This window comes from Halobacillus andaensis, assembly GCF_014636475.1.
In the GTDB taxonomy this organism is placed as follows: Bacteria; Bacillota; Bacilli; order Bacillales; family Halobacillaceae; genus Halobacillus_A; species Halobacillus_A andaensis.
This window is the reverse complement of record NZ_BMEL01000002.1, coordinates 668,296-695,098: the sequence shown is the minus strand read 5'-3', so window position 1 is coordinate 695,098 and position 26,803 is coordinate 668,296. Positions and strand designations below refer to the sequence as shown.

Below are 26,803 nucleotides of genomic sequence, written 5' to 3'. Positions count from 1 at the left end.
CGCTGGTTATACCCTATCTCTATAACGGGAGCTCCCGTCACACCATCTCCTCAAAAAGGTTCCGATGTGATGCTCTGAGGTTTGATTCAGTAACTTATTCCTGCCCCTTTTCACCTGACGGGGCTCTCTGGAAAGAATAATCGTTTACCTACTCTTCTCTTCATCGCAGTTTGCTATTTCTCTGTATTATCCATTTATCTGTTATTTTTGTAAATAATGTTCACATAATTTCAACGTAAATTTTAGTTCATTCTATGGCATTTCTTTTCGTTGAGGTTCCACTTCAGATTCGCAGTGAAGCTACCAAGAAAAAAAGCCACGAAAAGGTACCAAACATATGTTAATACCCGTTCACCAATAAGAGTAGTAGGATCTAAATAATGGTCAAAAGAAAGAAGAAAAATTAGCAAATACATTGCTGTAAAGAACAAACTTCTTTTGACCATATATGACTGCTTGCCTTTTCTTTTGTGTGCGGACCATTTAGTTAGAACTTGTCTGTCTTTGTTACTCAATATATTCCCACCTTAAAAGCAGAAGTTTATAATTAGATATTTTATGTAATTTGGTATGTTTTTTGTAAGGTGTGTCTTAACTACCCCTTATTAAATAGTTGCCCCGAATAACGGAAAACTTAAAATTGAGATGTCTAAATACTATGGTTCCTCTTTTTCAACAATAACTTCACTAGCCGTTTTATTGTCAATTTCGTTATTTTCGCCTTTGTCTATTACCCATATATGGACAATGTGATGATCTGTTTGACTTACAAATTCATCTAACTCCTCAAACCGTTCAACCTCGCCGCTGAGCTCCGTCTTATCGTCTATTAAAATTTTATAGGTAGGATAAGAGGCTTCCGGGTCTACATCGTCTTCCCCTACAATGATACTGTTCTCTTTGACTTCATTAATTGTCCCTTGAAAATCCGCATCGTACATATTATCATCTTCACGATCACAGCCTGCGGCCAAAAGCGAGATCACTAGTATGGTCATGCTTACTACTTTTTTTCTCATAAATTCCCCTTCATATATGGTCTTCTGTCAGGTTTAATTAAACGTGCCTACCATTTCCATCACACCTATTATCACAAAAAATATCACAAAGAAACTTGTCGTTTTTTTATAAAAACTTTAAGGTCCGTCAGAGTAATTTGATTTCCAACTTTCCCCTACTACCCACCACGAATACGGTGAAGCAACTCCCAAAGTGCCTACTAGTAAGAAAAAAACACCTAAAAACATTTAAAAGCCTCCTCATCATTTTACCTTGAGTATCTGAAAAACAAAGCCCTTATACTAATTTATAGTAACCTTTTCTACCATCTCCGCTCCACGTTTGGGAGGGTCTGAGTCCTCTTGTCCTTCATTACGATCCCAGTAAACCACTACTTGATCTCCCGTTTCTACGTTGTCATAACTGTTTGATGAGATCGAATAATAGGCTCCTTCACGATCTTGAGCCATAGCTATTACTTCCTCTGAAGTCTTATCTTTAATCTCATCTTCAGTCATGTCTGGCACCACTAGAATTTGATTTTCCTCTTCATCTTTTTCTACGATGACTCCTTCTACTTTTTCGATGTCTTCCTCTTTTTCAGTTAAAGAGGAACAAGCAGAGCTGGTAGTAACCAAAAGGATTAGAAATATACAAACAAAGAACCTCATATCTATTCCCCCTTTTAAAGCGATCACTTACAACAAGTAATTATCTATAATTACCTGCGCCCTTTCATCAATGTTTAGCGGTAAAATGTACCCATGAGCAAAACACAACGGGTTTTGGACAATGTTCAGAATGCGGTTATGAAAATTTAATTCCTATTAGAAAGTTTACACCAAATCCATGAAAATTTGGTAAATTCCCTCAAGTGGACGTTTCCGATTCAAAAGTACAAACCACCGTCCCCCGTCGCAAGGGAGATGTTTTAAAGCTCTTTGTAAAGCCAATGGATTATGCTAATCCCATTATTCTTTATTAGCTACCAATGTAGAGATCAGTTAATAACAAGGCCTGTTTTTACATTTTTTATAAAAGGTGCTAATAAATTACTAACACGAATTACCTGAGTAAGCATGGCTTTGGAAGTGGTATAATAGAATCAGAATGAGGGCAGAAATCCTCGTACGATGTAATCAGTTCGTTTAAAACTTAATAAGGGGAGGTTAATCAATGGATGCATTCTTATTCATCTTAATGGTAGCAGCTTTATCAGGCATGATATTCTTTGCTGTCTTAGCCTTCGTCAAAGGGAAGGAGAACAGGCTGCGGAATTTTGCTAAATCAGGTGGTTTCCTGTTCGCACTTCTAGCTTTATCTATGATTTTTGGATCAACGGGTGATGATTCGGCATGGGAAACAATTTTATTGATCTTAATCTTAGCAGCATTAGCAGGGATGGTCGTTTTTGTTGTCTTGGCCTTTGTGAAAGGTAAGGGGACCAGGGGCAGAAACTTTGCTAAATCAGGTGGTTTTCTGTTTGCCTTTGTAGTTCTAGCCGTGATTTTAGGATCGATCGCTGAAGAAGCACCTGTTGCTGAAGAGGCTGCAGTTGAAGCCTCCGCAGAAGAGAAAGAAGCGGAAGAGGAAGCTCAAAAAGAAAAAGAAGAGCAAGAGGCTAAAGAAGCTGAGGAACAAGCTCAGAAAGAGAAAGAAGAGCAAGAGGCTAAAGAAGCCGAGGAACAAGCTCAGAAAGAAAAAGAAGAGCAAGAAGCTAAAGAGGCCGAGGAGCAAGCTCAGAAAGAGAAAGAAGAGCAAGAGGCTAAAGAAGCCGAGGAACAAGCTCAGAAAGAAAAAGAAGAGCAAGAAGCTAAAGAAGCCGAGGAACAAGCTCAGAAAGAAAAAGAAGAGCAAGAAGCTAAAGAAGCCGAGGAACAAGCTCAGAAAGAGAAAGAAGAGCAAGAAGCTAAAGAAGCTGAAGAAAACAGCGTAACAGGTTCACAAGAACAAGCTGTTCGCACGGCTCAAAACTATCTAGATTATACGGCATTCTCTAAAACAGGATTGATTGATCAATTAGAGTATGAGGGATTCAGTACGGAAGATGCCACATACGCTGTAGAAAATATCACGGTTGATTGGAGAGAGCAGGCGGTTATCGCAGCGCAAAACTATATTGATTATACGGCTTTTTCAAGACAGGGGTTAATCGACCAATTAGTGTTTGAAGGATACAGCACAGAAGATGCAACACACGCTGTAGAGAATATCACAGTGGATTGGAGAGAACAGGCAGTTATTGCGGCTCAAAACTATCTTGATTATACTTCTTTTTCAAGACAGGGGTTAATCGACCAATTAGTGTTTGAAGGATACAGCACAGAAGATGCCACATACGCTGCAGGTCAGGTTGGTTTGTGATAGAAATGTAAAGGGAGCAGCTGTTTGCTGCTCCCTTTATCTCTATCATCGTTAACACTTCTTGAATCTCTTACAACTTTTGGTCTTACATTCGGGCATGAGGCACGAAATTTTATCAATTTTTATTTATTGCATATTTATCTTTTCGATAATGTTTATGATTTCTTCGTCATTCCCCGGCTCTACGTACACTTCTTCTGTGTTGTTAATCATGTCTTCCATGTCTTCACGAATGGCGTCATCATCGAGATGATCAGGACGGGAAAGACCGCCATACCAACGTATCGGCACGTCATACACATTAATCGTACCATCCCCATTCCCACTATAGATTACGCCCTCTCCATCGACGAGGCGAGAGCCGCGCAGCTGGACGACATCTTCTGGATAGTCCAGACTAATTTCCTCATCAGGATTAAGCGGTGTGCCGGCCGGGATGTGCTGGACACTTAATTCTTCAATGTCCTGATTCGGTCCGAGCTGTCTCCAGACGCGGGCATACTCAATCTCTTCGGAAGAATATTCATCGAGGGCTTGTTCTTCTTTTTCATATGTATCCTCTGAATCGTCATCGTTTGTTTCTTCAGAAGGAGTTTCATTCTCTTCCGTATCTTCTGCATCTGATTCGTCGCTTTCCTCGTCTTTTGGCTTATTTTCTTCTGAGGCCGTGTTTTCTTCTTCAGAGTCAGCAGGTTCTGTTTCTGACTTCCCCTCCGTTTGAACATGCAGCGAGCAATAGTGCAAGCAGCAGCAGGGCGAAATAGCTCAATTTCGTTCGATTCTTCATTGAATCACTCCTTTATAAGTAGTCTCACTCACCCTCACTAATTATTCCAGAATAATCCAATTATTTCAATTCATTTTTTACATAATTTACAATTCCCATTCTTACTTTTTAAGATTTTCCTTCATAAGCGAGGCAATTTTTCGATCACCCTGCTGCGAAGAGTTCTCTAACTGCTTAATGACTCGTTCCTGCCGTTCCACCGGGTGGTTTTGACTTAATTTTGCTTTTGCCTCAATCTTAGTAATTTTTACTCGAAACGCTGTAATACCTTTACTCATCCCCTCGATAAAACCAGGCTCCAGGTCATTTAAATCGTACGTACTGTCAGGGTTTTCATATTTAGTGACCAGCTCATGCAGGGAATCGTAAATCGTTTGACTGTCCTCTATTAATTCCATTTTTCCATAAACATGAGCTGATACGTAATTCCAGGTAGGCACGGCTTTCTCTGTTTCATACCAGGACGGTGAAATGTAGCAATGGGGTCCCTGAAAAACGGCAAGTACCTGCTGGAACTCCGCATCCTTCCACTGCTCGTTCGCACGCGCAAAATGGCCGTACAGCGTGTGTTCTGATTCATCTAACATGAGCGGAAGGTGTGTAGCGCACGGTTCTCCGTTATGCTGTGAAAAAAGAATCGCAAATCCATTGGCATGGATAAACTCATAGACTTCATCCTCATTCATTTTAAAATGCTTGGGAATATACAATCAGCATCCACCTTTCTACTATAGGTTTTTCACCATGATGATGTCCGTCTGCTCTTCGTCGCCCATATAAAACGAGTGAGCTCCCGTTTGAACAAACCCCATCTTCTTATAAAACGCGATCGCATTCTCATTCTTTTCCCATACGCCGAGCCAGATGGTCGTTTTATGCTGTTCTGCTGCCATTTCGATCGCTAGATGCAGCAGATCTTTCCCCAGTCCATGTTTCTGAAATTTATCGATGATATAAATCCTTTCGATTTCAAAGGAGTTCTCTCCCATATCCTCCGTCTGGGCATCGCCGGTATTCACCTTTAAATAGCCTGCGAGCTCCTCATGAACATAAATAAAATAAAAGTGCGAGTTCGGGGCAGCCAATTCTTTTTCCACTTGATGAATGGTAAACGCCTTGTTCAAATAGCTCTCCATATTTTCCGGAGAATTCTGATGCTGAAAGGTGTCCTTAAAGGTCATATAGCTGATTTCCTGAAGCTGTTGAACATCTTCGTGGGTACACTTACGGATCGTTATCGTCATTTATTATCCGAGCACTCCTTCTTAATAATTTCGCTTGTTTCCTTTTTTCACAAATTCCCAGTCTTTTTCGATATTGGTTCTGACTCTTTGAAGTAGATGGAAAATATCTTCAGCTTCACTTTCGGAAAATCCCTCTAATGCTACGCTATTGGAGTAATCGTTCTCTCTTTTAATTAAAGGGTACACCTTTTTCCCTTTCTCTGTGGGATAGAGTTTTTTTATCTTTTTGTTGTGTGGATCTTCTTTCTTTTCAATGAAGCCGTTTGTTTCAAGGTTTTTGATGGCGCGGGCGGCTGTTGTGCGGTCTACTTTGATCATCTCGGCGGCTTTTTCCTGGATGATGCCCGGGTTTTCATAGATGCGTACCAGGTACAGATACTGTCCTTTTGTTAAATCATATTCTTTAAATTCGATGTTACTGATGGAATCTAATGCCCGCGCGATCATTCCTATTTCTCGAAGTATTTCCTTCATGATGAGCTCCTTTAGGTTAATTTTGTTGTCATTTATTTTAAAGTGTTTTTGTTGCAAATGCAACATTTTTTAGTCATAAAAAAAGTCAGCACAATCGGCTGACTGCTATTTCTTTTGCCTTGTAACCACGGATCCTACAATAATAGAGATAATGAACAATACAATGATGCCTATGATGCTTATCGTAAATTCACCATCGCGAAAAGTAACGGGTGTGAATAGATCCGTATTCAGTAATGCGCCGATAACATATAGAACCAGCGCTGTAGCAGCAACGATCAGGATGCCGATTTTATTTTTCATTTTTAATCACCTCAAAAAATTAAAAGAATAAGACTACCCCATAAATCCCCAATGCAATGGCTAAAAGTCCCCCGAATAAATACAAAAACTTGAGAAGCCAAAAATTAACGGATGGAGGAAAAAAAGTAAAAGAGGATAAAAAATAGTTGTAATCTTCACGATTGGAAACGCGTTCTCGTGTGGTCCAGAAAAAAGCATAAATTGCAAAAACACCAAAACTTAAGGCGATTAAACTGCCAATTAAATCTTTCATTCTTCCATCCTTTTCCTTATGAAATATCAATCGTACCTATGAACAAACCAAGCGCGAGCCAAACAACGATGAGTAAAGTAAAAGCGATCACTTTTTGTTTTCTCGTAAAGCCTTTAAGATCTTTCCACCAGGCACCAGTGTCTAACGTGATCATGACGAGAAGAAGTATAATGATCCCCACTACTGCTAACAAGGCAATGCCCAGTCCAGTAAGAATTTCCATTATGTACACACCTACCTATCTAAAAATCCAGAATATACTGATGAATCCGCACATCAATACTCCAAATAGAAAAGCCGCTGCCCGGTACACTTTGCGATGAACTTGTTCTGGAAACAGCTTTTTCGTCATCCATAGAAATAACTCGGCGACGAATTGCATCCATGTAGGATACGTCGACATGATGTCTAAGAAGTGATCGTCAGGGTTGTACCGTTTAAAGGCATGATAAAACCCAACTGCTCCGAGAAATCCAAAAATAAGCGTTCCTGCTAAAGGAACCAAAAAATCCATCCATACCCTCACCTTTATACTTTTGCTGATTCGTAAGTATAAAGGGTTTGGTTGAACCTCTCAACCCCTTTGTACACGAAAAAACGGAGCCCCGGAATATAGAGGCTCCGTTCATTTATTCCTTTCTATTCTTTACTTACGCTCTCAGATGGTTCTGATTCCGTCCCGTCGAGGTAAACGGTTGTGACGTAGTACGTGTGGCCCGCTGCTTCTTCATCTGTGAACGATTTACGTTCGTGCGCTGAAATGCTTTCGACGTGGTCAAAATTTTCACCATCGTCGCTCTTATAGACGCGGTAGCCGGCGACGCCTTCGACACGGACGGCGTGCCACGTGATGAAGCTGCCGCTAATGGCAATATGGTCCGGCGGTGTTGGTTCTGAAGCCGCGTCTAGTTCGTCTGACTCGGCAGGTTCTTCTAATTCGGTATATACGACGAGTCGTTCTTCGTGCGTTCCTTGATCGCGGTTAAAGGTGCCTGTACAGGTGATCAGATTCAGTTTTTTTTCATCAGATGGTCCAAAGATGTCCTGTATGGGTGCGTCCGCATATGGGTAGCTTTCCATGTGCTGGACGGTGTAGGTCCGTTCGTCGCCGTTGTCGTTGGATACGATGATTTCATCGCCTTCTTCGAGCTGGTCGAGGTAGAAGAAGACGGCGGGACCTGATTTGCTGTCGACGTGGCCGGCGAGGACGCTGTTTCCAGGGTCGCCGGGTTTGGTGCCGGGCTCGAACCAGCCGACGTTGTCGATGTTTTCTGGGACGCCCATTTGTCCGTTGTCGAGGATGCCGACTTGTTCGATCGGGGCGTCGACGTCAATGCTTGGGATCTTGATATGGGTTGGTGTAATGCCTTCGTCTTGTTTGCTCTGCTGGAATTTTTCGATTTGCTGGTCGTTCAGCAGGGTGAATTCTTCATCTAATGGGACGTCTTCTTCTGGCGGTTTTAAATTTTGATCGGATTCGGAAGAGAGCTGGCCTCTTTCTAGTCCTTCGTCGTCGGTGTCGTTAGTCCAGTTGGCAAAAACGTCTGTGCTATAGGCAGCTAGTAAGAGGGCAACAAAGCCCACGACGGTAAAATAGATTTTCCACTTCATTGCCCGTGCCTCCTTTTATTTAGTGGTTGTTTTTCGTATAAGGAATCCAGCGGCTGTTAAGGCTGCTGCTGCGAATGCGATCCACAGGGTAGTTGAGTTGTGGTCAGCTGTTCCTCCGAGTCCTGTTTTCGGCATGTCAGATGGCATGTCTTCGCCTGCGAATTGATCAGGCATTTGCGTAATGATGGCTTCGCTTACGTTTTCGCCGATGCCGAACATGAAGCCGTAGCCTTCACGGAAGGAATCGTAGGCTGCTTCGTAATCACCTTCTGTGTAGTGATCGAACGTTTGCAGGACATGCTCTTCGTGCTGCCAGATCGCGTCGGTTGCGTCTTCAGCTGGCATGTTGCCATCTGTCGATTCGCCCAGGAAGCTTCCGAAGCGTTCAGCAAAAGCTTGCAGGCTGTCTTCGGCTTGTCCGCGTAACTGTTCATCCTCTTCAAGAGCAGCTGTGATGACATCTGATTGCGCGTTAATGTGGTCTTGCTGCCACGCGTTTTCAAATTGGTCGGAGCCTTCACTGCCGTAGATGGATTCGATCGCTGCTTTGAAGTCTTTAGTGTGCATGTCTTCGGCCCAGGTGACGAAATCGTAGTCGGCTGCTTGATCGTAGCCTTTTTGCATTTCAAGGGCAGCAAGGGCAAAATGTTCAGACGCCAGGCTGTTTAGGCTGGAGCGCAGGTCAGCGGCTGGTGTATCGGCTTTAGTGTTGTCGAATTCATCCGGCATTTGTGTAGTGATCGCTGTGGAAACGGCTTTGCTTATGTCAAACATGCGGTGGAACCCTTCACGGTACGCACCGTACGCTTCTTCATAGTCTTCATTTGTGTAGTGATCGAACGTTTGGATGACGTCCTGCTCATGAGCGGCGATGGCTTCCTCGGCCGCTTCTTTTGGCATATGGTATTCAGTCGCTGTGGCTAGAAATTCGCTGAACTCCTCGACGAATTCATCGACTTCGGCTTCTGCCTCTTCTCTTAACGCTTCGTCATCATTTTTCGCGGCTTCGACGAAATCTGGGGAGTAGTCGTTATGGTTTAGGAAAATCTCTTCGAACTGTGCCGCTCCTTCTTCGCCGTAGACAGATTCAATCGCCGGGGTCATGGATTTGGCGTTTTCATCAAGAGCCTGATACGCTTGTTCTGTATCTTCGGCGTCATGGTAATCTTTCATCATGGCGGTTGTGGCTAAGGTGAAATGTTCCGATAGCAGCTGGTCCAGTGTCGTTCGGAGGTCAGCTGCTGGTGTTTTCGCTGTTGGCTCGCTGTGGTCGTGCGCCATTGCGACGGATGGGGTAAGCAGGGTGACGGCTGTGATCGTAAGTAATGTGCGTTTGATGGTTTTCTTCATAAGGGGTTCACTCTCCTTTTGATTTTTGGTGTTCTTGTGTAGCTAACGTAAAGGGGGAAGGATTGGATCACTTTTTTGGGGGATTTTTTGTGGGGAGGCGTTTTGGTACCAGGTACAGCCGTCTCCCTTTTGTGTACCTGGTACCTTTACAATAGTGAAATTTAAATTTTCTCTCCTTTAATTGTTGTAAAATTAATAATTGTAGGTGGTTGAGGGTGTGAATGTACTATATTCGTGTGTACCAGGTACAGGTTATTACATTCTGCGTACCTGGTACACTTTGCTGAGGACAGAGAGGAAAGATAACAATGGGAACGTTGTACAACACATTTGATGACCTAAAAAAAGAAAACGAAGCTGGGCGGGACTACACCATCATCAGCGAGCCGTGTGATTCCGATGTTATCATTATAGCGATTCATGGCGGCGGTATTGAAGCGGGGTGTTCGGAGCTTGCGATGGCAACGGCTCAACGCGGCCGCTTCTCTTATTACTGCTTTGAGGGGTTGCGGCGCAAGGGAAACCGCGATTTGCACGTGTCTTCGATTCGTTTTGATGAGCCGAAAGCGCTGCAGATGACTGGCGCACACTCGTATTCACTCGCTTATCATGGGTATGAGGAGGCGAAACTGAAGCATACGCTCGTCGGCGGTGCGGATCGCGCCGGGCGGCAAAAGGTATATGAGGCGTTAACAGCCGCTGGGTTCAGTGCGGAAATGTTGTCTGATAAAAGTCCAATGGCTGGGATTGATCCGCGGAATATTGTGAATCAAAATAAGCGTGGAATGGGCGTGCAGCTTGAAATCAGTAAGGCTCAGCGTGAAGCCTTTTTTGGGAATAATACGAGGATGGAGCTCGGGTATACACAGACCGATGAATTCTATCGATATGTTGAAGCAGTATGTAAAGGAATACGGTGAAGAGATTTGGTACCAGGTACAGACTTCTCCTTTTTGTGTACCTGGTACCTCAATCATAGCAAAAATTAAATTTTCTCTACTTTTTGTGATCTGAAATTCACAGCGGGTCGATGGTAGGTGATCGTGTGTAACCATGTACAGCCTTTCCACTTACGTGTACCTGGTACCAAAAAAGAGCCAAATTTAAAGTTTGCTCTAAAAAATGTAAAAAAGCTTGCAGGAAAATAAACATTTCCCTGCAAGCTTTCTTTATTGATGGAGAGTTGGTACCAGGTACAGGTTTTCACCCTTGGTGTACCTGGTACCATCTTTCCCTTCTCTCCCATCTACCCTTCTATCACTCTGACTCCCAGCTGCCTTGTCTTCTTGGGTCGCTGGCGCCGTGGATGTTGTCGTTTTCGTAATCGATGACGAGTCCTTGGACGCTTCCGAAGTACGAGGTCCGGTCGGAATATTCAACGTTAATATCAAGGTTTTCTTCCGGGTCTTCTAAGAACACGTAATCGTTCTCCACCTGCAGCTTATCTTCATCAAGTTCCAGGAATGTCCGCGGTTCTTCGACAGCCGCTTGAATCGGCTCATTGAATTTCACCGTTCGTACTAACTGCTGAGAGATGATTGGTGTAATTCTCCGACCACCCGAAGCTCCAATTCCGATTACTGGATTCCCGTTTTTAGCCAGGACGGCCGGGGTCGTATAGCTAAATGGACGTTTTCCTGGCTCCGGCTTGTTTGGTGAGTTTTCACTGTTGCTGAAGTTTTTCAATTGGTTGTTTAAGAAAAATCCTTCGACATACTCGCCGGAACCGAAAAAGTTACTGAGCGTATTCGTGACTGATACCATCATGCCGTCTTTATCGACGACGACGAAATGGGTCGTGTTCTCGTGATCTTCTAAGTCGGCGTCAGAATCCAGGTTCGAGCGGTATTCATCGGAAAGCTCAGAGCCCTCAATATTCGATGCGAGATCCTTGATGTGATCGTCAGAGAGCATCTCATTTGTCGGGACTTCTGTGAAACTTGGGTCTCCGACTTTTTCTAGTCGGTCTTTGTAACTGACACGATTTATCATGCCCATCATCATCGCAAAATCGACTGGCTTATCCTTCGTGTCTTCGATTTGAAGCATCTCGGCCATTTCTAAACTTTGCAATAGCATAATGCCTCCGGATGGCGGGGGCGGCGCTAATACATCATAGTCGCCGAACTGCCCTTCGATCGGTTCTGAGACTTCTACTTCATAGGACTCCAAATCTTCCTCGCTGATTTTATCTTCTTGATCGGTTATTTGTTCTGCTAGCTTCCCTGTGTAGAAAGCGTCTGGTCCTTCTTCCTTAATCGCTGTAAGCGTATCAGCCAGCTGCTGCTGCTTTAAGATTTCGCCCGCTTCAATGGGTTCACCGTCAGGATACATATGATCTAAATCGGGCATGCGGTACTCGGCATCATTCAGCCGGTTGTGCAAGGTTTCAGAAACCGTCACGCCGTTGCTGGCGAAATTAATCGACGGCTCAATGAGCTGCTCCATCTCGACCGTTCCGAAATCATCGTGCACGTCATACATCCCTTGCACAAATCCCGGGACGCCTGTACCGCTGTCCGGCAGTTCCTCTGACTCAGGGGCGACTTCACGATAATCATAGATGACGGGCGACTCGTCGCTCCCTTTTTCCGGATGAATCAGCATCGTTCCGCCTCCGCCGATCCCGGACCCATAAGGCTCCCCGACGCCTAACACAAAACTTACGGCTATTGCTGCATCAACGGCGTTTCCGCCTTGTTCTAATACTTTCATGCCTACTTCCGTCGCAATCGTACTATCAGATGTTACACCATAAGAGCCAACCTCTTCTTCGTCGGGAGCTGTGTCGTTCAACGTATAATCATCGTCCTCCGCGTTTTGTTCATCAATGATTCCACTCTGCCTAATATTTAACAAAACGAGAATGATGATAAACAAGCTGATGAGTATAATGTTGAACGTTTTGTTTTTATTCATTGGATTATACCAGGTTGATTAAAAAGAGAGCTGCAGTAATGATTAATCCCAACGTAGCATCTGTGGTCGTTCTTTTCTTATGGCGTTTGATGGTTTTTAACACCCATTGGCTAAAGGTTAATTTTGGTTCTTTCTTGGATTGTCTATTTTTTCTATAATTTAAAGTCGCTTCCATTTTAAATGCCTCCTCCGATTACACTTGATAAGGTTACGATTCCAAAGGTTACGCCGCTAAGCAGCAGTGTACTTGCTGTTGTCGGCAGTACCCCTTGTTTTTGAATAGTATTGGCGATCAATCCAGGGATTATAACTCCGATCGCCATCATGCCGTCGACGATATCCGGGGTTGAAAAACCGGGGACCGCCATATCAAAGCTGATTTTAAGAATGATGCCCACGGTTAACATAGCCGTAAATTTCCTGCGGCCGTATAAGATCGTGAACTTCGCGATCACCTTCATGACAATTAAATAGGTAAGGAAACTGATCATAAAGACGACCGCAATGCTGACAGGAAACGTAAACAGCATGGCGATATAACCCGGCACGACGAGTCCCGCCGGCAGGACGCCTGTTTTCTCGGTATAAAATAAACTAAGAACGATTCCAGCAACTAACGCTAAATATACATCTCCAGTATCAAATACAAACATAATGAATTCCTTTCTATGCCGTTCCTTTTATGATTTTCTTTTGTTCCAGTCGAGTCACTAGTTCTTCTGCGCCTCCATGGATATTGCCAATCCCGTAGATCGTTTTACCGGATAAGAATGGCTGAAGCACGCGAACAATTTCTTCGGTTTCATAGCCTTCTAGATCCAGCAGGTTCCTTACAGGCAGTGCGCCTTTTTTATACGCATCAAGAATTGGCCCTGGCGTCTCTCCCATTAAAATTAACGTTTCACAAGGAAGATGCGGCAGCACCTGCTTCGCAAATTGCTCCGTACGATCGACGCGGTCCTCCCGGCAGTTCATAATAATCACGGGCTCTTCTGTCGGATAGCTCAGCTGCTTGACGCGCTCCCAAATGTTCAGTGTTGAGGTCGGATCGTTCGCGGAGAATCCATTGACGAGAAAGCTCGGGTTGTGCGGGTCGCCAATCGGCAAAATCTGCATCGCCCCCGGATCCGGCCACGCTTCAAGCATGCCCTGCTTCGCTGTTTCGTGATCAATCCCTAAAATATCCGCCACTGCTAACGCTAACGCTGCGTTTTCCGGGAACACCATGTATTCGAATTTTTTCAAGAAATCTTCTGAAATGAGTGATGTATCACATATGTGCACCTTCGTATTACGTTGCTCTGCGATCTCTTTGAAGTGAGGCACAAACTTACTTTCATTGACGATCAAATCTCCGTCATACGGGATCGCGTCACCAAATGAATCGGCAACCTCCTCAAGCGTCGGTCCTAATACATCCATGTGATCCTCTAACACGTTTACGATCAGGCCGATATTCGCCTGCAGCAGCTCGTTTTGGAAAATCACCTGATAATCCGGCTTCACCGCCATGCACTCACTGACGAGCGCATCCGCTTCTAACTGGACTGTTTTATCGAGGACCTTCCGCTGTTCGCCGATGTTTGGACCTTCCATCCTTCGCTGAATCGGCTCTTCCTGCGCATCAAACCAGTACAGCATCCGCGCATCGGTTCCTGTCGTTTTACCGACGGTTTTGTAGCCGGCCTTCTGCAGAACCCCAGTGATCAATCGTGTCACCGTCGACTTTCCGCGTATGCCATTGACATTGACCCGCACCGGGATGCTTTCTATGTTTTTGTTGTTCTTCACCTTCTCCTTTGCGCCAAGGAAAAAAGCAATCAAACCTAGAATAATAATGATGCTTAGTTCAACTACCATGTTTTACCTCCGTAGCAAATGTTCCGTCTTTCATGTATTTGGATGACAGCCTGTCAAAAAAGAAACATTCATTAATCCGCAGACCAATATACTAGAAGATAATTACCTGTGGGTTACACATGGGTTAAAATATATATCATCTTTATTACATACTAGATTTGGTTTTTTATGGATATATACCCTGTTTTTATCAACATGTATGGGTGAGGTTACCTTTATTTCCATATGCATTCCACCCTCCTATGAAGGAATTCCTAGTGTCAATCGTTTATTCGGGAATTTGATCTTACTTATCTATCAATCTACTAATCGAAAGGTCCTTCATAGGTGTAAAAAATATATTTCAGAAGCGCTTACATTTTGTAGCGATCGTGAAATAATTCAGGAAGAATAAAACTAGAAAGCTATTAATTGTAACTGTTAGAAAAATGTTCTTTTGAAGTGGTACGAGGTTTCGGCTGTGTTCTTCTTTTCTTTTGTGGGATTTATGGTCGGAATTGGACCGCTTATAGGTGAAAACAGCGTTTTGGCGAAACGTCAAAAACCCATGATTAGGGTTCTTCTAATCATGGGTTTCACACGGTATGCAGAAGTAACTTAGAGGGAATCGAAAAATGACGAAATCGGACGATACTAGTTTTTCTTGTTCATCAAGAATATCTTGAGAAAACGCTTTATGATTGGATGCCGGCTAACCAAAAACCTCTATGTTGTTTTTCCAACATAGAGGTTTAAACATCTTCATCGATTATTCACTATCATACGCATTTAGTGCATTCACCGAATGAGCGAGAGCCGATCCGGCTTTTAACGCCGTCGCTACAAAAATACTTTCCGCCACTTCTTCTTTAGAAGCACCTTGCTCTTTCGCTCCTTTCGTATGAATGTCTATGCAATACGGACAGCCCGTTGTATGTGCAACGGCAACAGCAATCAGTTCTTTCTCCTTCGCTGAAAGAACGCCTGCTTTCATCGCTTTTTTATCAAAATCCATAAACCCTTGAAACGCATCGCCTGAAAGCTCCGTAAATTCTTTGATTCGATTAAAATATTCTTTTTTGTACAGATGATCATTTGAGCCAAAGTCGTAGGCATTAAGAGCATTCACTCCGTGCGCAGCGGCAGACCCTGCTTTCAGCGCTGTGGCGACAAAGATGCTTTCGCTCATTTCTTCCTTCGTCACGTTTTGATCCTTCGCATTATTGACATGAACGTCAATGCAATACGGACAACCCGTTGTGTGGGCGACAGCAATCGCAATAATCTCTTTTAGTTTCGTGGAAAGTTCTCCAGGGGCTACAGCCTTTTGATCAAACGCGACGAATGCTTTAAATGCTTCCGGCGTAAGGTCGCCAAGTTCCGGCAGTCTTGAAAAATATGACTTCTTGTAAAGTACCTCATTACTCACAATGAATCCCACCTTTTATTGAATGTAGTGCCTATTTTACTGAATATTTCGATCAATTGAAAGGAAGGAGACTGATAAGGGTACCAGGTACCGAAAAGCTGTAAAAGAGCAAAATGGCAAGTGTGAATTTCAGTACCTGGTACCCGGCGCTTAAGCTTGTTGGTTAATTGCTGATTTGAGTGTCGTCCTGATTATTCGTTTGTTCCGTATTGTAGTTCTCGATAAACGTTTTGTCTTCGTCGTTGATCGTATCGACTTGTTTGAATGTCGCCATAGCGATGATCACGAGTCCTAGTAATAAGAAGGAGCGTGATTCTTTTAATAGTTTTTTGATCATATGTGGTCTCTCCTAGTTTTCTTTGATTTGCCAGTCGCCGGCTCGGCGGCTGTCGGCAGCTCCGTACATGAATCCTTCTTCTCGGTCGATAACGAGACTGTGGATGGCGCCGTAAAATTGGTCAGAGTTATAGGTGTCAAGTGTATAGCCTTTAGCTTGCAGTTGCTGCTTCACGTCTTCATCTAAACTGTCCGCGAAGGCCTCCTCCATGATCACCTCCTCTTCTTCAACGTAGAAGCGCGGAGCTTCGACGACGTCTTCGAGTGGTTCATCAAGCAGGAGGTGACGCGTAAGCACGTCTGTGATCATCATTGGAATCCGCTTGCCTCCTGGTGTTCCGATGCCCATGACGGGTTGTCCGTCTTTGGCGAGAATGGTTGGTGACGTGTAGCTTCTTGGGCTTTTACCTGGTTCGGGTGCGTTAACCGATCCAGGGGTTTCGCTAAAGTTTGAGAGCTGGTTGTTTAAGAAATAGCCGTCAACGAATTTGCCGGAACCGAAAAAGTTGCTGAGCGTGTTCGTCGTTGAGGCCATATTGCCTTCTTTATCAACGATGACGAAATGGGTTGTGTTGTCGTGGTCAGCTTCGTCAGCCGGACTGTCATTAATCTCGTAGTCTTCTGATAGATCGCTTAGCGATATGTCTTCCGCAAGCTGGGCTGCGTAGGCGTCACTGGTCATCTCGTCTACATTTATCTGATTAAATTCAGGGTCGCTGATGTTGCTTAACCGATCGCTGTAGCTTCGTTTGATCACTTCCCCTAATAGGTGAATATAATCCTGGTCATTCGCTGCAGCTTTTTCCAAATCAAGATCTTCTACCATGTTCAATGACTGGATTAAAGTCGTTCCTCCAAACGGCGGGGGGGCTGTAATGACGTCATATCCGGCAAAGGAGCCCATTGCGGGAGCTGCTGTTTTGACTTCGTATTGGGTTAAGTCCTGCTCGGTGTGACCGGACGTATTGGCAAGAAAATTCTGCCCGAGCTGATCGTTATAAAAGCTTTCTGCCCCTCCGTCGCGGATCACTTTAAGCGTATCGGCTAACGCTTCCTGTTTGATTTCAACACCCGGGTTAACCGGTGTGCCGCCTGGATACAGGTGGGGCAGATCGGATATCGGCATGCGATATTGAGCGGCTTTCAATCGACCGTGCAGGCTGTTGTCGACGGCAAAACCTTCTTCAGCAATGTCAATGGCGGGCTGAATGAGTTCGCTCATTTCTAAGTTGCCGAGGTCGGCGTTTAATGTTTCCATACCTTTGACAAAGCCGGGCAGTCCGACGTTATCCTCCGGCATTTCACCGTTTAATGGAGCGTTTTCGTTATAGACGTACGTGATCGGTTCCCCGTCTGCCGGGTGGTAGAGCGTTTCTCCTCCTCCGCCGATGCCTGATCCGTACGGTTCAACGACGCTTAAGACGTACGAGACCGTGACGGCTGCGTCTGCCGCCGATCCGCCTTTCTCTAATACTTCCATTCCAGCTTCTACGGCAAGCGGGTTCGAGGCACTGACGCCGTAGCCTTCATCGGTTTCTACAGGCTCACGGTCCGCTTGTGTATCGCTTTGATTAAAAATCGCAAGCTCAGGCGATACACCTTCGACTTTATAGTAAAACCACATGCCGCCGGCGACGATGACAGATAGGACGGTGATTAAAATTTTATTCTGCAAGGCTGCTCTCCTCCTCGGCTGTAATGTGTGAATGATCGACTGGGATGACGGCACGGTTGCCTTCTTTTGTCCAATCCGTTTCATCCAGCTCCTTCGTCATTTTTCGCAGGATCGTTGTGTTGCGGTAACGATTCTTCTCGGATAGCGGAGCCGGCTTTGTTTCTTCAATATAAGCAGGCATTACTTCAAATTGGGCGGACCCGTCTTCTTCTAAATGATACTGTACGATCGCTGATTCCTTCGTCCGTGACCAGCCCTGGTCAAAAATAAAGTTGCCGAGGCTGTAGAAAATCACCGTATCTTCATATTTCTCAACCGGGGCCAGGACGTGCGCATGTGAGCCAAAAATAGCGTCCGCTCCTGCATCCGCCATCGCATGGGCGAAATCGCGCTGTCTCGGCTGAACCGCATTTTCGTACTCTTTGCCCCAGTGGACGTGAACGAAGACAAGATCAGCGTTTTGTTTTGCTTCTTGAATAAGAGGCAGGAAGGTCTGCGGATCTGCGCCGAGCACCCCGCCTGATGTGTCGGTCGCCAGCGTGCTGTATTCAAGAATGTCATTGAAGCCGAGACTTGCGACGGTGACGCCGTTGTAATCTTCATAGTGGATCGCTTCAGCTTCTGAAAGATTCTGTCCAGCTCCGATGACGTCTGTTTCAGATTCGTTAAATGTGTTGATCGTATCGGTTAATCCGGTTATGCCGTAATCGAGAATGTTGTTATTGGCAAGGTTCGCAACGGTAAAATTCGCGTTTTCAAGTGCTTCAACGGCATCAGGTTTTGTTTTAAAATTGTATGCTTTTTCAATCGGAACAGCGTCATCGTTAAGGACAACCGGATGCTCAAAGTTGCCTGCGACGTAATCGGAGCTTTTAAACAGCTCGCGAACGTTGTCAAAATGAGCATCGTACGTATCTCTTTCAGCGACGTGCTCCACAAACCGGCCGAACATGATGTCACCGACAACGGAAGCTGTAAAGATCGAATCATCTTTTTCAACAGCAACGGCTGCGGGCTTTAGTAAGTAATTGATCGGATAAATGAGCGCCATGACGATAAGAGCGGCGACAAGCGTGTGAGCGGAAGCCCGTTTCTTATGCCATTTGCTATGCTTGAGCAGCGTTTCTTTAAAGTTCAATTTTTTAGCCATATCATAGTCACCCTATAGTAAGAAGTAAGCAAACATAATTAAAAACGTGAGACCGCTGAGCAGCACGGTGCTGATCACCGTAGGAAAAAGTCCCTGCTTCTGAATCGTGTTTGCGATTAAGCCGGGCACGATGACGCCTATGCCCCGCAGTTCATAGATTTCAAACGGTACGACTGGATAAACAGCATCGAGCAGCAGCTTAATGACGATTCCTGTCGTCAGCATCGCTGCAAATTTTCTTCGCCCATAGAGGATCGTAAATCGGGCAATGCCGTGCTGGACGATAAAATACGTTAAAAAGCTGATCAAAAATACGGTCAGCATGTACACGGGCTGGTCAAAGCTTAATGCTAAGTAGCCGGGCACGATGAGACCGGCCGGTAAAATGCCCGTTTTCTCTGTGTAAATCAAGCTTAAAATTACGCCTACAACTAACGATATATACAAATCAGATCCAAACATGGGACGCCTCCTAGCTGACAACTAATTCTTTTTTAGGTTGATGCTTCGTCTTGAATTTTTCGATTAATGGTTCAGCAGCTCCGTGAATGTTGCCGACACCGTAGATCATTTTTTTCTTAAGATGGGGTTCTAACGCTTGGTAAATCTCATCGGTTGAGTAGTTTTCTAGATTCATAAGATGCTTCGCAGGAATCTCTCCCGCCTGGTAGGATTCAACGATCGGGTGAGTTACTTCCCCGATTAAGACGAGCCGGTCGGTTTGAATATGAGGAAGCACGTCTTGTGCGAACAGCTCGGTGCGCTCGAAACGGTCTTCCCGGCAGTTCATAATCACAATCGGCTCTTCATGCGGATAGCTCGTCTGCTGGATGCGGCGCCAAATCGTAAGGGTCGAGGCCGCATCGTTTGCTGCAAATCCATTCACAAAAAAACACGGCTCCTCCTCGTCCATAAAAGGAAGAATCCTCATCGCACCGGGGTCAGGCTGCGCCTTCAACATGCCGCGAAGCGCCGTTTCTTCATCAATGTTAAGCGCCTCCGCTACCGCTAATGCGAGGGAGGCATTGTCCGGGAACACCATATATTCAAATTTTCGTAAGTATTCTTCTGAAATGCGTGAGTTGTCGGCCATAATGACGCGCGTTTTACGCTTTTTCGCAATTTTTCTAAAGTATGTCGTGTACGGTGAATCAGCTAGGATCAAGCAGCCGCGATAAGGAATGGTTGCGGTAAAAGCCTCCGCTACCTCATCTAGGGTCGGCCCCATAACGTCGAGGTGATCCTCCAGCACATTTACAATCACGCCAATATTCGCCTGCAGCATATGGTTTTGAAAGGTGATCTGGTAGTCCGGATTGACCGCCATACACTCACTGACAAGCGCTTCGGCATTTAATTTCTTCGCTTCTGCCACAACGGCCTTCTGCTCACTTATGTTAGGCCCCTCCAGACGGCGCTGGATCGGCTTCTCTTCGGTTGTATTCCAATAAATCATTCGCGCTGAAGTCCCTGTCGTCTTGCCGACGGTTTTCTTGCCAGCTTCCTTCAACACACCTGTAACCAATCGCGTGACGGTTGATTTCCCTCGTACACCATTCACATTCACACGAATCGGAATCGATTGAATGCGGCGCTGATGCCTTTTGATCTCAAAGATGCCTAGAGTGAGTGCGATAATGATCATAAGCGGTATAAGTAACATCTGATCCCCTTCCCTCTCTTTTACAAAAAGTGCTATTTCTTTCTACACTCAAAAACTATCATACGAGTTTGTATGTTTTTTTATAGTTTTGTAAGGGTTGTGTAAAGGTTTTCAAATTATTGTAAATGTACTTTAGATAATGGGTGAATAGTCGACAGGCGCGGATTGATTTCGACAGGATGAATAGTTGTGAGTGGGGATGTGGTAAGGTAGAGGAATAAAATATTTCCCCGGAAATAATCGAATATTGCCGGAAAATAAAATCCCCTGCTTTAAACGGCAGGGGATGAATATTAAGCTTCTTCGTCTCTGTTTTTGCGACGGAAGATGCCGGTAATTTTCTTCGAGAGGTCGTCGAAATACGTGTAGACGACTGGAATGAGGATGAGCGTAAAGAAGCTTGATACGGTTAAGCCGAAAATAATTGTCACCGCAAGCGGCTGCTGAGCTTCAGCTCCCTGTCCAATACCGATCGCGAGCGGCACCATTCCTAAGACAGTGGTTAATGTCGTCATGAGGATTGGTCGCAGACGGTTAGGACCGGCGTCTAGTATCGCTTCGGTGCGGTCGTATCCTTTCCTTCGTAAAATATTAATGTAGTCAACGAGCACGATGGCGTTGTTGACGACAATACCGGCGAGCATGATAATTCCGACAAAGGCCGGTAAGCTAAACGGCAGGCCGGTGACGAACAACCCCGTGGTAATCCCGACGATTGTTGCAGGGAGCGAGAACATGATGATAAACGGGAACAAGAAGTTCTCAAACTGAATCGCCATGACGGCGTAGACGAGGAAGATCGAGAAGATCAGCGCTAGGCCTAAGTCTCCAAAAGCTTCTTCCATGTCTTGTGCCTGGCCGCCAATTTCATACGTGTATCCATCAGGAAAGTTAAGGCTCTCAAGTTCAGCGCGCACATCTTCTGTCGTACTGCCAAGATCTCGGTCGACGATTTCCGATTCCACGTTAACCTGAGGTTGCTGATCTTCACGCAGAAGATTGACCGGGCCCTGCACCTGTTCGAGGTCCGCAATTGTAGATAGCGGAATGATGCCGCCGCTGGCTGTCTGAACGGACATGCCTTCTAAATCATTGATCGTCTGGCGTTCTTCTTCAGGTAAAATCATCTGTACGTCAATTTCTTCACTTGCTTCGCGGTACCTTGTCGCAACCTGACCCGTGAAGGATGTTTGAACCTGCGCGATAATTTCCTGCTCGGTCAGCCCATACTGAGATGCTTTGTCACGGTCCACTTCAATGTTCATCTCTGGACGGCCTTCTTCTGTGGAAGAGGTCGGTTCACTGACTCCTTCGACGTCTTCCATAACGTACGTCACCTGCTGGGACAGTTCATCGAGCACTTCGTATTCAGGTCCGTTCAGTTGAATCTGCAGTGGGGCTCCAGTGCCGAGGCCGGCATCAAGTTCAGTCACGGAAATTTCTGCACCCGGGATATCGCTCAGCTCTTCGTCCATTTGCTTCATGACGTCCTGAGTTGAGCGTTCCCGCTGATCCGGGTCGACCAGCTGCAGGGTGTACGTGGCACTATCAGAGCTGCCGTTTCCGATATCCCCTCCCATGCCTCCGCCGCCAATGGACAGGTAGCTGACATCGATTTCTTCGCTGAAGTTTTCCAGACGCTGGTCAATGATCTCCGTCGTCTCTTGGGTGCCTTCGAGTGACGTGGCGGCTGGCATTTCGACGTCGATTTCGATTTGTCCCTGGTCAGACGGCGGAATGAATTCAGTGCCAATGCTCGGGATGATTGCGACGCTGCCAACAATGGCGGCCAGTGTGAGGGCGACCGTCGTTTTACGCCATTTGAGTACTTTTGAGAGCAGTGTTCGGTATTTGTCATTTACTTTTTGTAAAAAGCGATCGAACCAATATCGGCGTCCGCTCGTCTGCAGCGGTTTCGTCAGTAGTTTGGACGAGAGCATTGGAATGAGCGTAACGGATACGGCAAGCGCTGTAATCAAGGCGAAAGAAATCGTGATCGCGAGCGGTGTGAACAACTCGGATGCGATGCCTTCTACGAAAATGATCGGCAGGAACACGACGAGTGTTGTTGTCGCGGATGCGATAACGGCAGGTGCTAGTTCAGAGGCCCCTTTTTTCGCTGATTCGACCATTGAGTACCCGCGCTGCCGGTAGCTGACGATGTTTTCTAATATAACGATCGAGCTGTCGACCATCATTCCGATGCCGAGCGCGAGTCCGCCCATCGTAAGGACGTTCAGCGTTTCGCCAGTGAAATACATAAGCGTAAACGTGGAGATAATCGCAATTGGAATAGCGATGCCGATGACGAGTGTCGCCCGGAAGCTTTTCAGGAAAAGCATAAGGACGATAATCGAGAAAATTCCACCGAGAATGATGTTTAAGACAACACTGTTGATGGACGTCTTAATGAATTCACTTGTATCAAGCACGACTTCTGTGTCGGCATTTTCAGGAAGATCGCCTTCGACTTCTTCAAGGGCGTCGCGTACGTTGTTGGCGGTCTCCACCGTGTTGCCGTCGGTCTTTTTCATTATCGAAAGCACTACGGATGATTCTCCGCCGACTTCTGATACGCTGTCGGACTCATACTTTTCTTCCACTTCCGCAATTTGATCAAGCGTCACCTGGGCGCCGGAAGGAGATTGAATGTTCGTTTGTTCGATGTCTTCGATGGATTCAAATTCTCCGTCGATCCGGATTTGAATGTCCTGGCTGCCTTTTTCTACAGAACCGGCTGAAGCCGCCTGGTTGGAAGCGTTGAGTGTCTGTGTAATGGTTTCCGTATCGAGTTCGTAGCTGGCCATTTTCGCCCGGTCGATCAGAATATCAACCTGTCGGGTGCTGCCGCCTTCAATATCGACTGACGCGACACCTTCCTGGCGTTCAAGCTGCGGAATCAGCTGGTCTTCAGCGACACGCTGCAGCTGCTCGGGAGAATCACCCGATAAACCGATTGTCATAATCGGTAGAGCCTGGGGGTCAAAGCGGAGCACGCTCGGCTCGCCTGCGCCTTCAGGAAGCGCTTCGGTCACCTGGTCGACGTTTTCTCGTACTTCAAGAAGCGTACTGTCGAGATCTGTACCCATGCTGAACTGCATGAAAACGAGCGAGGCTCCTGCCTGTGACTGTGACTGCAGCACTTCTAAGCCTTCAATTGCACTGACGGACGATTCGACCGGCTGACTGACGAGCCGCTCGACTTCTTGCGGTGCGGCTTCATCATAGCTGGTGGAAACAACCGCTACGGGCAGATCGATTTCCGGATAAAGGTCGATCGTGAGTGAGCGCAGCGAAACAAAGCCGAGCGCTAAGATGGCAGCGACGACCATAATGACGCCGACAGGGCGCTTAACGGATAGGTTGACGAGCTTCACTTAGTCGTCCTCCTTCATGACTTCGACTTTCGCTCCGTCTGTCAGCGTCAGCTGCCCGCTTGTCACGACTTCATCTTCACTTGTTACATCACCAGTTATGGCCGAACGGTCGGATTGTGATTCTACGACTTCGATGTCAATGCGTTCGACTACCGCTTCTTCCTCTTCCTCATTTAATAGGTACACATACGTTTCGCCGCTTTGCTCAACGATCGCATTCGTTGGAACGATTAATGCGTCTTCAACGACGTTTTCAGGTAAAAGAAAGGAAGCCATCATGCCTGGCTTGATCGTTTCTTCTGCATTATCCACAGATGCTTCGACGGGGTAAAGGTTTGTATCATCAGGAACCGAGGGGACGTAATCGATCGTTGCTGTTACGGTGTCATCCAGTGTTGGAATTTCCACTTCGATTTCCTGGCCTTCTTCAAAAAGCGATAGCTGCTCATCCGTAATGGATGCTGTGATCGTCATCGGATTGAGGCTGATGATCGTGGCAAATGGCTGCTGATTAGAGACTTGGTCCCCTTCATTCGCTTCTACGGATGCGATTTCCCCAGATTCCTGGGCGATAACAGGTTCGTTTTCTGATTGTTCACGAGCATCTTCCAGCTGAATTTGCGCCTGCTCTACACCGAGCTCCGCTTGTTCTACAGCGGATTCGGCCTGAGCGACAGCCTGTTCAGCCTGCTCTACTTGAGCTTCCGCTTCGGCTACAGCTGAAGAGGACATGCCGCCTTGGTCGGACGCTTGATTAAACTGCGATTGAGCTTGATCGGCGCGTTTTTGCGCTTCTTCATAAATAGATTCAGGGACCGTTCCTTCATCTGCAAGCTTTTTCGCTTCATCGGCAATTTGCTGAGCCGACTCGTATTGCTGTTGTGCTTGTTCGGTCATCTGGCTGGATTCTGAGTTTGTAGCCTGGCGAGCGATTTCTACTTGATCTTCTGCAGTTTCTACGCCTTCGACGGCCTGGTCATATTGCGTACGGGCGTCATCAAGTTGAGACTGTGCCTGACGGACGGCGATTTCCTGAAGTTCTACCTGGCTCCCCTGGTCGGGCGGGGATACAACGCCGATCGTCTGGCCTTGCTCGATACGGTCTCCCTTGGCTACGTTTAACGTCACCAATTCACCGGCGATGCTCGGAGTGACGGGTGTTCCTCCATCTGCGGCTGCTCTGCCTGCTATTTTTCGTTCAATCGTGAAGTTATCTTGTGTGACTTCGGCAACTTCTACGGGAGTGGTGCGTTCTTCTTGGGGTTCTGTATCTTCGTTGTTGTTACAGGCGGCGAGTGTCGTGGTCGTAATGAGCAGGAGGCTGAGTAACGTTCGTTTCATATGTATGTCTTCCTCTCTCTTGTGGTGTGACTGAGTGGTCATAAGTATGGATAATGTTACTAGAATTTGGGGTCTGATGCAAGGTTTTGTCGAGGGGGGATGTGACAGTTGTGTGGAGATAGGGATGGATGGCAGCGATGGATGGTACCAGGTACAGAGTGGCTGAATTAGTGTACCTGGTATCGGGGTGGTGCTTTTGTGTACCAGGTACGCGATTCTCTTTTTGGTGTACCTGGTACACATTTTTATTTTTCTTCTATTTTTAGTTTTTGAGCGGTAAACCATTGGTCGTAGGGGGTGTTGCCAAGGTAGTTATGGAATAGTTCTTTTGAGAGGATTTGATCAGATTCGTTGTGGGCGTAATAATAGTGAGAGGACCAAAGGGGATTGCTTTCTTCATCAGTGAGAGTCGCACGGTTGGGGTTTAAGTGGATGTAGCTGAACACATCCATGAAGTAGTAACGGTCCATAATGAGTTTATCATGGTATCGGTCTTGGAAGAGATGGCCGTTGTGATCATATTTTTTGTTGAAGTATTTGGCGTAATTGAGGTGTAGAAGATGAAGGATTTTTCCTGGGGGAAACTGGGTGGTTTCGAGCAGTAAGTGGGTATGGTTGCTCATTAAGCAGTAGGCGTGAATCTTGAAGGGATACTTCTTGCTGACTAGTTTGAGGGTATTCAGGTATTTCATTCGATCGTACTCATGGTGAAAGATATTTTCCTTGCGGTTTCCTCTCGCCGTAATGTGATACATGGCTCCTGGGTACCAAATTCGTTTGACTCTGGGCATAGAGCACCTCCTTTATTTTTTAATAGTATACCATAGAGCTGTACCAGGTACAGGTTCTTTCCCTCTGTGTACCTGGTACTCGTTTTCTCTTTCTGTGTACCTGGTACACAGAGAAAAAAGAAAAAGAAAAAGATAAAAGAAAAAATAAACAAAAAACAAAAGGAAGGGAATGAAAAGGAAAAATAACCGCCGGCGATGGGCCGACGGTTATGTATAGGTGGTTATTGCATGTTGCGTCCGAGCTGAGCGACGATGAGTTCGAGTTTTTTCACTTCCGGGAGTTCACGATGGTCCGGGAATTTCTCGTCGAAGTGATCGATCAGCGGTTGGACCGCTTCGTCATCAAGTAACTCTTTATAGGTGTTGAATGTGTGTTGATATTGTCCCATGTAGCGTTTCATTTTCTTATCGAACCCGGATAGATGATAGGTAGATGAGAAGTCGAAAGCTTTCGCGATGTCGCTGTCGTACGATGGGAATACGGGATTGATGGCGTGCAGCATGGCTGCGGCAAGCGGGAATTGCATCGTTGGATTTCCTTTGTGGTTCTTAATGTTGTACAAGGATTTTGTGATGTGTACGATGTTTGGGCGTTCTTCGTTGCGTTGCTCTTCCATCAGTTTGAAGTATTCGTGCTCGAATTCGTTCGTTAAGCTAGGGTTGTCCAGCTTAAAGAAGTGACGGAAAACGAATTGGTAGATCGTGTCGTCTGGCACGTAGGTAATATCAAAGTTATAGTTGAGATAGGCGTACACGTCTACTTTCTCCCGTGGGATCTGGTTGACGACTCTTTCTTCTTCATCGAACAGTAATGGTTTTAGATCTTCGGCTGTTCTGTATTTCATCGGAAATCACCTCTCGTTCCCCTATTCCACACATTGTTGACCGGAAAACTTCT

28 protein-coding genes and 1 other annotated feature (1 of these 29 cut by a window edge) are annotated in these 26,803 nt (G+C 45.8%); of the genes, 2 read left to right on the top strand and 26 right to left on the bottom strand.

Annotation, left to right across the window (positions count from 1 at the left end; all coding sequences use genetic code 11):
* Positions 1–173: a binding site (T-box leader), on the bottom strand (it extends 89 nt beyond the left edge of the window).
* 483 nt (positions 174–656) lie between these two features.
* A complete protein-coding gene (locus IEV27_RS10835; RefSeq protein ID WP_188377474.1) occupies positions 657–1,019 on the bottom strand; it encodes a hypothetical protein in 363 nt (120 codons plus the stop codon).
* Positions 1,020–1,301: 282 nt separating this feature from the next.
* A complete protein-coding gene (locus IEV27_RS10830; RefSeq protein ID WP_188377473.1) occupies positions 1,302–1,670 on the bottom strand; it encodes a DUF3221 domain-containing protein in 369 nt (122 codons plus the stop codon).
* A 505-nt stretch (positions 1,671–2,175) separates the two neighbouring features.
* On the opposite strand from IEV27_RS10830, the gene IEV27_RS10825 reads away from it, so the two are divergent.
* Positions 2,176–3,363: an Ltp family lipoprotein gene (locus IEV27_RS10825; protein ID WP_229735140.1), complete on the top strand. Its 1,188-nt coding sequence runs from the start codon at positions 2,176–2,178 to the stop codon at positions 3,361–3,363.
* A gap of 126 nt (positions 3,364–3,489) precedes the next feature.
* Here the strand turns inward: IEV27_RS10825 and IEV27_RS10820 are convergent, their stop codons facing one another.
* From IEV27_RS10820 to IEV27_RS10775, 10 genes are all read right to left on the bottom strand, one after another.
* Positions 3,490–4,107, bottom strand: coding sequence for a YdeJ family lipoprotein (locus IEV27_RS10820; protein ID WP_188377472.1), 618 nt, complete (start codon positions 4,105–4,107; stop codon positions 3,490–3,492).
* 144 nt (positions 4,108–4,251) lie between these two features.
* Positions 4,252–4,860: an FMN-binding negative transcriptional regulator gene (locus IEV27_RS10815; protein ID WP_188377471.1), complete on the bottom strand. Its 609-nt coding sequence runs from the start codon at positions 4,858–4,860 to the stop codon at positions 4,252–4,254.
* An 18-nt stretch (positions 4,861–4,878) separates the two neighbouring features.
* Entirely contained in the window at positions 4,879–5,394 is a 516-nt protein-coding gene (gene paiA, locus IEV27_RS10810; protein ID WP_188377470.1) for a spermidine/spermine N(1)-acetyltransferase, read from the bottom strand.
* 21 nt (positions 5,395–5,415) lie between these two features.
* The gene (locus IEV27_RS10805) at positions 5,416–5,868 is read right to left on the bottom strand and encodes a MarR family winged helix-turn-helix transcriptional regulator (RefSeq protein ID WP_188377469.1); all 453 of its coding nucleotides are present in this window, start codon (positions 5,866–5,868) and stop codon (positions 5,416–5,418) included.
* A 105-nt stretch (positions 5,869–5,973) separates the two neighbouring features.
* Positions 5,974–6,171, bottom strand: coding sequence for a hypothetical protein (locus IEV27_RS10800; protein ID WP_188377468.1), 198 nt, complete (start codon positions 6,169–6,171; stop codon positions 5,974–5,976).
* A gap of 19 nt (positions 6,172–6,190) precedes the next feature.
* Positions 6,191–6,424: a hypothetical protein gene (locus IEV27_RS10795; RefSeq protein ID WP_188377467.1), complete on the bottom strand. Its 234-nt coding sequence runs from the start codon at positions 6,422–6,424 to the stop codon at positions 6,191–6,193.
* A 16-nt stretch (positions 6,425–6,440) separates the two neighbouring features.
* Positions 6,441–6,647 (bottom strand): hypothetical protein, encoded by a 207-nt coding sequence (locus tag IEV27_RS10790; RefSeq protein ID WP_188377466.1) that lies wholly within the window; start codon positions 6,645–6,647, stop codon positions 6,441–6,443.
* A gap of 15 nt (positions 6,648–6,662) precedes the next feature.
* On the bottom strand, positions 6,663–6,938 hold the full coding sequence (locus IEV27_RS10785; protein WP_188377465.1) for a hypothetical protein: 276 nt from the start codon (positions 6,936–6,938) through the stop codon (positions 6,663–6,665).
* Positions 6,939–7,063: 125 nt separating this feature from the next.
* Complete coding sequence (locus IEV27_RS10780; RefSeq protein ID WP_188377464.1) at positions 7,064–8,035, bottom strand: class F sortase; 972 nt, start codon at positions 8,033–8,035, stop codon at positions 7,064–7,066.
* A gap of 15 nt (positions 8,036–8,050) precedes the next feature.
* On the bottom strand, positions 8,051–9,385 hold the full coding sequence (locus IEV27_RS10775; RefSeq protein ID WP_188377463.1) for a copper amine oxidase: 1,335 nt from the start codon (positions 9,383–9,385) through the stop codon (positions 8,051–8,053).
* A gap of 308 nt (positions 9,386–9,693) precedes the next feature.
* Here IEV27_RS10775 and IEV27_RS10770 point away from each other — a divergent pair, with 308 nt between their 5' ends.
* A complete protein-coding gene (locus tag IEV27_RS10770) occupies positions 9,694–10,305 on the top strand; it encodes a poly-gamma-glutamate hydrolase family protein (RefSeq protein WP_188377462.1) in 612 nt (203 codons plus the stop codon).
* Between the two features lie 337 nt (positions 10,306–10,642).
* On the opposite strand, the gene ggt is transcribed toward IEV27_RS10770, so the two are convergent.
* From ggt to IEV27_RS10700, 14 genes are all read right to left on the bottom strand, one after another.
* A complete protein-coding gene (gene ggt, locus IEV27_RS10765; RefSeq protein ID WP_188377461.1) occupies positions 10,643–12,304 on the bottom strand; it encodes a gamma-glutamyltransferase in 1,662 nt (553 codons plus the stop codon).
* Positions 12,305–12,308: 4 nt separating this feature from the next.
* A complete protein-coding gene (locus tag IEV27_RS10760; protein ID WP_188377460.1) occupies positions 12,309–12,479 on the bottom strand; it encodes a hypothetical protein in 171 nt (56 codons plus the stop codon).
* A gap of 1 nt (position 12,480) precedes the next feature.
* Positions 12,481–12,957: a poly-gamma-glutamate biosynthesis protein PgsC gene (gene pgsC, locus IEV27_RS10755; RefSeq protein ID WP_188377459.1), complete on the bottom strand. Its 477-nt coding sequence runs from the start codon at positions 12,955–12,957 to the stop codon at positions 12,481–12,483.
* Positions 12,958–12,970: 13 nt separating this feature from the next.
* The gene (gene pgsB, locus IEV27_RS10750) at positions 12,971–14,164 is read right to left on the bottom strand and encodes a poly-gamma-glutamate synthase PgsB (protein WP_188377458.1); all 1,194 of its coding nucleotides are present in this window, start codon (positions 14,162–14,164) and stop codon (positions 12,971–12,973) included.
* 748 nt (positions 14,165–14,912) lie between these two features.
* Positions 14,913–15,572 (bottom strand): carboxymuconolactone decarboxylase family protein, encoded by a 660-nt coding sequence (locus IEV27_RS10745; protein WP_188377457.1) that lies wholly within the window; start codon positions 15,570–15,572, stop codon positions 14,913–14,915.
* A 163-nt stretch (positions 15,573–15,735) separates the two neighbouring features.
* The gene (locus IEV27_RS10740) at positions 15,736–15,909 is read right to left on the bottom strand and encodes a hypothetical protein (RefSeq protein WP_188377456.1); all 174 of its coding nucleotides are present in this window, start codon (positions 15,907–15,909) and stop codon (positions 15,736–15,738) included.
* A gap of 12 nt (positions 15,910–15,921) precedes the next feature.
* Positions 15,922–17,583 carry a gamma-glutamyltransferase family protein gene (locus IEV27_RS10735; RefSeq protein ID WP_188377455.1) on the bottom strand — a complete coding sequence of 554 codons (1,662 nt, stop codon included), beginning with the start codon at positions 17,581–17,583 and terminating at the stop codon, positions 15,922–15,924.
* Complete coding sequence (locus tag IEV27_RS10730) at positions 17,573–18,733, bottom strand: CapA family protein (protein ID WP_188377454.1); 1,161 nt, start codon at positions 18,731–18,733, stop codon at positions 17,573–17,575. The genes IEV27_RS10735 and IEV27_RS10730 overlap by 11 nt, the downstream gene beginning before the upstream one ends.
* 12 nt (positions 18,734–18,745) lie before the next feature.
* Positions 18,746–19,195 (bottom strand): poly-gamma-glutamate biosynthesis protein PgsC, encoded by a 450-nt coding sequence (gene pgsC / locus IEV27_RS10725; protein ID WP_188377453.1) that lies wholly within the window; start codon positions 19,193–19,195, stop codon positions 18,746–18,748.
* Between the two features lie 10 nt (positions 19,196–19,205).
* The gene (pgsB, locus tag IEV27_RS10720) at positions 19,206–20,396 is read right to left on the bottom strand and encodes a poly-gamma-glutamate synthase PgsB (protein WP_188377452.1); all 1,191 of its coding nucleotides are present in this window, start codon (positions 20,394–20,396) and stop codon (positions 19,206–19,208) included.
* Positions 20,397–20,689: 293 nt separating this feature from the next.
* Positions 20,690–23,773 (bottom strand): efflux RND transporter permease subunit, encoded by a 3,084-nt coding sequence (locus IEV27_RS10715; protein WP_188377451.1) that lies wholly within the window; start codon positions 23,771–23,773, stop codon positions 20,690–20,692.
* Positions 23,774–25,114 carry an efflux RND transporter periplasmic adaptor subunit gene (locus IEV27_RS10710; RefSeq protein WP_188377450.1) on the bottom strand — a complete coding sequence of 447 codons (1,341 nt, stop codon included), beginning with the start codon at positions 25,112–25,114 and terminating at the stop codon, positions 23,774–23,776.
* A 245-nt stretch (positions 25,115–25,359) separates the two neighbouring features.
* The gene (locus tag IEV27_RS10705) at positions 25,360–25,905 is read right to left on the bottom strand and encodes a transposase (protein ID WP_188377449.1); all 546 of its coding nucleotides are present in this window, start codon (positions 25,903–25,905) and stop codon (positions 25,360–25,362) included.
* Positions 25,906–26,126: 221 nt separating this feature from the next.
* Entirely contained in the window at positions 26,127–26,750 is a 624-nt protein-coding gene (locus IEV27_RS10700; RefSeq protein ID WP_188377448.1) for a hypothetical protein, read from the bottom strand.
* Positions 26,751–26,803 lie beyond the last annotated feature (53 nt).